Raw genomic sequence first — 7465 nt, forward strand, 5'->3', positions numbered from 1 at the left:
CGTCAGTTTGATAAACTCACCGCCGTAATTCTCATATTGATATAGAAATGTGATATCTCTTCCATAATTTCATTAGAAAGTGATAAAAATCTTATGTTTTTATCAAAGCCAATTTCGCCTGAGTTAATATCATCATGATCTGTGAACCATCAACGTCTTCAATGATCGACTTTTAAGTAAGTCTGGAAGGTAAAGCTATGGAGCTTGCTACTACGCAGTCAGTATTGATGCAAATTCAACCGACAATTCAGCGTTTTGCCAGAATGCTTGCCAGCGTTTTGCAGCTTGAGGTTGAGATCGTTGATGAAAACTTGTGTCGCGTCGCCGGAACTGGCGCGTATGGGAAGTTTCTTGGTCGCCAGTTGAGCGGCAACTCACGCCTGCTCCGCCACGTCCTGGAAACGAAAACTGAAAAAGTTGTGACACAGTCTCGCTTCGATCCCCTTTGCGAAGGTTGCGATAGTAAAGAAAATTGCCGCGAAAAAGCATTTCTGGGTACGCCTGTCATTTTACAGGATCGTTGTGTTGGGGTGATAAGTTTGATTGCCGTTACCCACGAGCAACAAGAGCATATCAGTGATAATTTACGCGAATTTTCTGATTATGTTCGCCATATATCCACCATTTTTGTTTCGAAACTTCTGGAGGATCAGGGGCCAGGAGATAACATCAGTAAAATATTCGCGACCATGATCGATAATATGGATCAGGGCGTATTAGTTGTTGATGATGAAAGTCGGGTTCAGTTTGTTAATCAGACTGCCTTAAAAACACTTGGTATTGTACAAAATAATATTATTGGGAAACCTATCCGTTTCAGACCATTAACATTTGAGAGTAATTTTACCCATGGACATATGCAGCATATTGTTTCGTGGGACGATAAAAGTGAATTAATCATTGGCCAATTGCATAACATTCAGGGCCGACAATTATTTTTAATGGCGTTTCACCAATCGCATACCAGTTTTTCTGTAGCAAATGCACCTGATGAACCGCATATTGAACAATTGGTTGGCGAGTGCCGTGTTATGCGGCAATTAAAACGACTCATTAGCCGTATTGCACCCAGCCCATCCAGCGTTATGGTGGTTGGTGAAAGCGGCACGGGTAAAGAAGTCGTCGCCCGTGCAATCCATAAGTTGAGCGGAAGACGGAATAAACCCTTTATTGCTATCAACTGTGCCGCGATTCCGGAGCAGCTTCTGGAGAGCGAACTGTTCGGTTATGTTAAAGGCGCATTTACTGGCGCTTCTGCCAACGGTAAAACAGGGTTGATTCAGGCGGCGAATACGGGCACGCTGTTTCTAGATGAAATAGGTGATATGCCATTAATGTTGCAGGCTAAATTACTGCGCGCTATTGAGGCACGTGAAATTCTGCCGATTGGTGCCAGTAGCCCAATACAAGTCGACATTCGCATCATTTCTGCAACTAACCAGAATTTGGCCCAGTTCATTGCCGAAGGTAAATTCCGCGAAGATCTCTTCTACCGACTTAATGTTATCCCGATAACTCTGCCACCGCTGCGTGAACGTCAGGAAGATATTGAACTACTGGTGCATTACTTTTTACATCTGCATACCCGTCGTCTGGGATCGGTTTATCCTGGCATTGCTCCCGATGTCGTCGAAATATTGCGTAAGCATCGTTGGCCCGGAAACCTGCGCGAGTTAAGCAATTTGATGGAATATCTGGTTAACGTTGTTCCTTCAGGTGAAGTTATCGACAGCACGCTATTGCCGCCAAATCTGCTGAATAATGGCACAACGGAGCAAAGTGATGTAACAGAGGTCACTGAGGCACACCTGTCACTCGATGATGCGGGCGGCACGGCGCTGGAGGAGATGGAAAAGCAAATGATCCGCGAGGCGCTTTCACGTCATAACAGCAAGAAGCAAGTTGCTGATGAACTGGGCATCGGCATTGCTACGCTCTATCGCAAGATTAAGAAATATGAGTTGTTAAACACATAACCTCAGTGAATCCGGCCTGAATTCAGGCCGGATATCCTTTTACTTCGTTTTCTCGCAATCCAGAACTGTATTTACAATCATCTGATACCCCGTGCAGCGACAAAGATTTCCCGCCAGTCCGCGACGAATTTCCGTAATGGTTAATGGCTTCTCGCGTGGTTTCGCCAGCATTGCCGTGGTAGCCATAATCAGGCCAGGCGTACAAAACCCGCACTGCACTGCGCCGGATTTCGCATAAGCCTGCTGAACATGAGAAAGTTTTCCGCCTTTCGCTTCACCTTCCAGCGTGCGGATCTCTTTTCCTTCAGCCCAGGCGGCAAGGTATAAGCAACTGTCTATTGCTGTGCCGTCGACCAGCACCGTACAGGCACCACATTCACCCACGCAGCACCCTTGTTTGACACTTAGCAGTCCTTGTTCGCGGAGTAATTCCGAGAGCGGCGTGCCTGGTGCGGCATGAAGCTGAAAAGGCATCCCGTTAATGGTGCATTCGATGGTAATTGTTTCGCTGTGATTCATTGCAATTTTCCCCCCGCCGCGGCGACGGCTTCGCTAATCACTTTTTTGGTCATCGTCTGGATGAGATGCAGACGAAACTCTTTACTGGCCCGCCATGAAGAACGCGGGGCGACATCTTGCAGGACAGATTCGCTGATAGCTTCAAGCGTTTGCAGGTTTAATGGCGCATTTTGTGCAGTCTGTTCGGCATGTTGGCAGCGAATCGGCGTTGGCGCGGCAACACCAAATGCCAGACGTAATTCGCTGAAATTGCCGTTATCCAGTCGGCAATGTGCGGCGCAGCCAATCGTTGAAATATCCATTGCGTCGCGCATGGCATATTTAAAATGCGCGCTGCCCACGTGTTCTTTCGGCTGGGGCGGAAAATGAAAGGCGACAAGGATTTCGTCATGCTCAAGAGACACTTTGCCCGGCCCGGTGTGAAAGCCATTAATCGGGACGAAACGAACACTGCGTGGGGAGTGGATCTCCAGTTTCGCGTCATAAATGAGCGTTGGCGTGGCAGAATCTGCGCTGGTGGCACCGTTGCAAATATTTCCACCGTAGGTAGCGACGTTACGGATCTGCGGTCCAGCAATGGACGAGGCCGCAGCACATAACGCCGGGAGATGACGTTGAGTTATAGGATCTTCTATTAGCTGGGTAAATGTCGTTGCAGAGCCGATACGTAGCGAGCCATCTTCCGCCAGCGTAATTCCCCGCAGCTCCGCCAGATTATGAATATCAACAATATGGCGATAACGGTCATTGTGATGGTGGAGCTGAATCAGTACGTCAGTGCCACCGGCGAGCAGTTTGGCCTGCGGGTTGTCAGCCAGCAGGTTGATGGCATCGGCAAGGGTTGCTGCGCGATGGTAAGAAGCAAAATCAAACATGATGTTATCCTCAAATCAATCCTGCCAGATGAAACTCTTCATATAACCGTTTTGGCGTCAGCGGCAGTGTATTGATTGCAACACCGGTAGCCATCTTCACCGCGTTACGAATAGCAGCGGCAACAGGAATTATTGGTGGCTCACCCAGTGACTTATGTCCGTATGCGGATTGCGGCTCATTGATTTCGACGAACGCGCTTTCCAGTTGTGGCAGATCCGGCATGGTCGGCATTTTGTAATCCAGCAGATTGGGGTTACGGACCACGCCGCTTTTCGCATCGATGATCATCTCTTCAAATAGCGCCCAGCCAATGCCCATTCCCATTCCGCCGTGTACCTGACCTTCTGCCAGCAGCGGATTTAGAATATGCCCCGAATCATGAACGTTGAGGATGCGGTTGATGGTGACTTTGCACAGCGCAATATCGACCGTCAGATCAACAAAGGTACAGCCGAACGCCGGTGGGTTAGTGGTGGTTTTGATGGAGCTTTCAGCAGAGAGCTGCCCGCCGCGTTCAGGGTGGTAGAAAGCGTCCATCGCCAAATCTTTTAACGACATTAACGGCTCTTCCGGTCGTTCAACCAGCACGATATGGCCTTTTATCAGGGTCAGATTCATCGCTGACTGATGTAGCATGACTGCGGCGTGAGCGATGATTTTCTCTTTTAATAACAGTGCCGCACTGCGCAGCGCAGGCGCAGCAACATAGCTCTGGCGTGAGGCAAATGCGCCGGGATCGAACGGCGTAACGTCGGTATCTTGTGTTGAAATAACGCGAACGTCGCTGACCGGAACCCCCACGGTTTCTGCCACCATTTGCGAGAAGACGGTGTCGGCACCCTGACCGATTTCCGTCGCGCCGCTTTGCACGTTGATGGTTCCATCCTGATTCATCAGAAGGCGCGCGCCTGCTATTTCTACGCCGACAGGCCAGGTATTAGAGGTGTAGCTAAAACAGGCGACGCCAACGCCGCGGCGTAAATTGCCTTGCTGGTTCTGGCATTCTACACGGCGTTTTTCCCATTCAAAGATTTTCCGGCCTTTTTCAAGACACTCCGGCAACCCTGCGCTGTAAATACGTTTGCCCGTGAGCGGATTAGCATCTCCTTCGCGTGCGGCGTTGCGTAAACGAATTTCAACAGGATCAATACCTAACGCTGTCGCGGCGTCATCAAGCATAGACTCAACGGCAAATACGACTTGTGGCGCGCCATAACCACGCATCGCACCAGCCGAGGGGAGGTTGGTATAGCAGGTCTTTGAACTGTAAGCGTAGGCACAACGAGGATAAAGGTAAGCGACTTTATTCCCCCCCGCAGAAGCGATGGAGTGCCCGTGAGATGCATAAGCGCCGGTGTTAGACAGAACATCCAGACTATAACCTTTCAATGTTCCGTCGCGGCTCACGCCCATTTGCCCGTCAATAGTAAAAGCGTGGCGGGTACGGGTTGCGAGGAAACACTCTTCACGGCTAAGGGAAACTTTCACCGGAATGCCGCCAAGCTTGCTGGTCAGGAATGCCGCCATTGGCTCTTCCAGTACATCCTGTTTATTACCAAAACCGCCACCGACAAATGGTTTGATGACTCGTACGCATGACCAGGGAATATCCAGCGCCTGACCAACCACGCGGCGAACAATGTGCGGGATCTGGGTGCTGGAAACGATGGTAATTCGCGAGTCATCCTCCATCCACGCCAGCGATGTTACGCTTTCCATGTGACAATGTTGAATAACGGGAGTCTGATAGTGCCCCTGTACCTGGTAGTCGGCGGCATCGATTGTTTGTTGGACATTGCCCGTCGACATCGTGCTTTGTTTCAGTAAATTGCCGCCGTTATGGATTGGTGCAGCGTCCTCTGCCAGCGCCGCTTCTGGCGTGGTGATAACGGGTAATTCTTGCCACTCAATGCTGACCAATTGCGCCGCTTTTTCTGCCGTGAGTTCATCGCGGGCCACGACGATGGCAACGGCGTCACCATGATGACGAACATGGCGAGTTAGCAGTGCGCGATCGGCGGTATCGCGCTTGTTTTCGTCAAGTGTCCATGCATGCCCAGCTGTAGCGAATGGGATATCAGGCACATCTTCCCAGGTAAAAATCGCCAGTACGCCTGGTAAACTTCTGGCTTGTTCATCATTAATACTTACGGCATAACCATGTGCGATAGGGCTACGTACATATTTCGCATAACACATGCCCGCCATAACATAATCGTCAGTATATCGTGCCCGCCCGGTGACCTTAGCAATGGCATCAACGCGCATGCATGATTCACCCGTAGCGGTTGCTTCCCGCGCTTCCATAGAAATCCCCTCGATTTGAACATTTGGTTCTTATGGCAAAGATTTAGTCTAAGCAGGCAAGATTTACGCCAGAAACGACGATAAGCGTTAGGGGAGGAAGGAAGTGTGATGACGTTAAAAAAACACAGATATGATACGAAACAGGACTCTGAATAGGGACAGTGATACGTATCAATATGAGTGGCGATAAAATCAATGTGATAAATTGGGATTATTACGCATCAGGATGGGAAATAGGGTAAAAAAGTCAGGAAATTCGATACCTCTACAGCGAAAATTTTGCTGATGATACTTCCCTTTGCCAAATGAAATTAACCTCTTTCTCTATTACCGCGTTTTTCCAGAAGCAAGAGATTGGGTATCAAGAGGCTGGCTGCTATGATATGGCGTCTTGTTTTTTAAGCGAGGAAAGATTTTGAGTGCGGGACGCCTGAATAAAAAATCTCTGGGTATCGTGATGTTGTTATCGGTTGGACTGCTTTTGGCGGGCTGTTCGGGTAGCAAATCATCCGATACAGGAACGTATTCCGGCTCCGTTTACACCGTGAAACGGGGGGATACGCTATATCGTATTTCGCGCACCACGGGAACCAGCGTAAAAGAGCTGGCGCGACTGAACGGCATTTCCCCCCCTTACACCATTGAAGTTGGTCAGAAACTAAAACTGGGTGGGGCGAAAAGTAGCAGTAGTACACGTAAATCAACCGCCAAATCAACGACCAAAACCGCATCGGTTACACCGTCATCAGCGGTACCGAAATCTTCCTGGCCGCCAGTAGGGCAACGTTGTTGGTTATGGCCAACGACAGGGAAAGTTATCATGCCGTATTCGACAGCAGATGGCGGCAATAAAGGGATTGATATCTCTGCTCCACGGGGTACACCTATTTACGCCGCGGGTGCAGGAAAGGTGGTGTATGTGGGCAACCAGCTGCGTGGCTACGGTAATCTCATCATGATTAAACACAGTGAAGATTACATTACGGCTTACGCCCATAATGACACGATGCTGGTAAATAATGGGCAAAGCGTGAAGGCTGGGCAAAAAATCGCCACCATGGGGAGCACGGATGCGGCATCTGTTCGCCTGCATTTCCAGATTCGTTACCGTGCAACGGCAATTGATCCGCTACGTTACTTGCCGCCGCAGGGCAGCAAGCCAAAATGCTGATGGCGAATTAATCAGCAGTCAGCAGCGCGGCACTTGCTAAGGAGAGCGTAAGGTTTATAATGCCTTACGCATCTCGAAGCGGGCGTAGTTCAATGGTAGAACGAGAGCTTCCCAAGCTCTATACGAGGGTTCGATTCCCTTCGCCCGCTCCATAACCTTTCTTAAAGTATTCTAACTTACTGAATCCTAAGGGATACGGCTTTAAGCCTTCCGACAGTTTTACTCACTGTAACCAACACTGTAACTAAATTTGTTGAAATAGTGAGCAGACTTAAGATCTCAGTACATGCTCAACTCAAAAACCTATCTTTATCAGCGCAATGGCGTCTTTTATATCCGCCTCAGGATGAAGTCCACAGATCGCCTGACCGTTTCACATCCTTCCCATAACCGTTATAAAATAGCGTCAGTATCACTACGGACTAAGGATAGACGTACAGCTATGGTGGATTTGCCCCTATATTTCCAGACATCTGTTATCACTTAACCCATTACAAGCCCGCTGCCGCAGATATTCCCGTGGCGAGCGATAACCCAGCGCACTATGCGGATGCCATTCGTTATAATGCTCGAACGCCTCTGCAAGGTTCTTTGCTGCCGTTAACCCGTCTGGTTT

General features: G+C 49.3%; 6 protein-coding genes and 1 tRNA gene. 3 read left to right on the top strand and 4 right to left on the bottom strand.

The window, feature by feature from the left end; translation table 11 throughout:
* Positions 1–197: 197 nt before the first annotated feature.
* The gene (locus tag OQV04_RS03895) at positions 198–1976 is read left to right on the top strand and encodes a sigma-54 interaction domain-containing protein (protein WP_028131823.1); all 1779 of its coding nucleotides are present in this window, start codon (positions 198–200) and stop codon (positions 1974–1976) included.
* A gap of 39 nt (positions 1977–2015) precedes the next feature.
* Here OQV04_RS03895 and xdhC read toward each other — a convergent pair whose 3' ends face one another.
* The 3 genes from xdhC to xdhA are packed head-to-tail and all read right to left on the bottom strand — an operon-like array spanning position 2016 to position 5678.
* Positions 2016–2495: a xanthine dehydrogenase iron sulfur-binding subunit XdhC gene (gene xdhC, locus OQV04_RS03900; RefSeq protein ID WP_001016605.1), complete on the bottom strand. Its 480-nt coding sequence runs from the start codon at positions 2493–2495 to the stop codon at positions 2016–2018.
* Positions 2492–3370: a xanthine dehydrogenase FAD-binding subunit XdhB gene (gene xdhB / locus OQV04_RS03905; RefSeq protein WP_000459173.1), complete on the bottom strand. Its 879-nt coding sequence runs from the start codon at positions 3368–3370 to the stop codon at positions 2492–2494. Before xdhB ends, xdhC begins: the two co-directional genes overlap by 4 nt.
* Before the next feature lie 10 nt (positions 3371–3380).
* Entirely contained in the window at positions 3381–5678 is a 2298-nt protein-coding gene (gene xdhA / locus OQV04_RS03910; protein WP_101969507.1) for a xanthine dehydrogenase molybdenum-binding subunit XdhA, read from the bottom strand.
* Between the two features lie 415 nt (positions 5679–6093).
* Here xdhA and actS point away from each other — a divergent pair, with 415 nt between their 5' ends.
* Positions 6094–6849 carry an amidase activator ActS gene (gene actS / locus OQV04_RS03915; RefSeq protein WP_001272558.1) on the top strand — a complete coding sequence of 252 codons (756 nt, stop codon included), beginning with the start codon at positions 6094–6096 and terminating at the stop codon, positions 6847–6849.
* A 78-nt stretch (positions 6850–6927) separates the two neighbouring features.
* Positions 6928–7001 (top strand) — tRNA-Gly (locus tag OQV04_RS03920).
* 305 nt (positions 7002–7306) lie between these two features.
* Here the strand turns inward: OQV04_RS03920 and OQV04_RS03925 are convergent.
* The coding region (locus OQV04_RS03925) for an integrase core domain-containing protein (protein WP_032245097.1) at positions 7307–7465 on the bottom strand (159 nt) is incomplete at its 5' end.

This window comes from Escherichia sp. Lx600-2 (assembly GCF_036662595.1).
Lineage (GTDB): Bacteria > Pseudomonadota > Gammaproteobacteria > Enterobacterales > Enterobacteriaceae > Escherichia > Escherichia coli.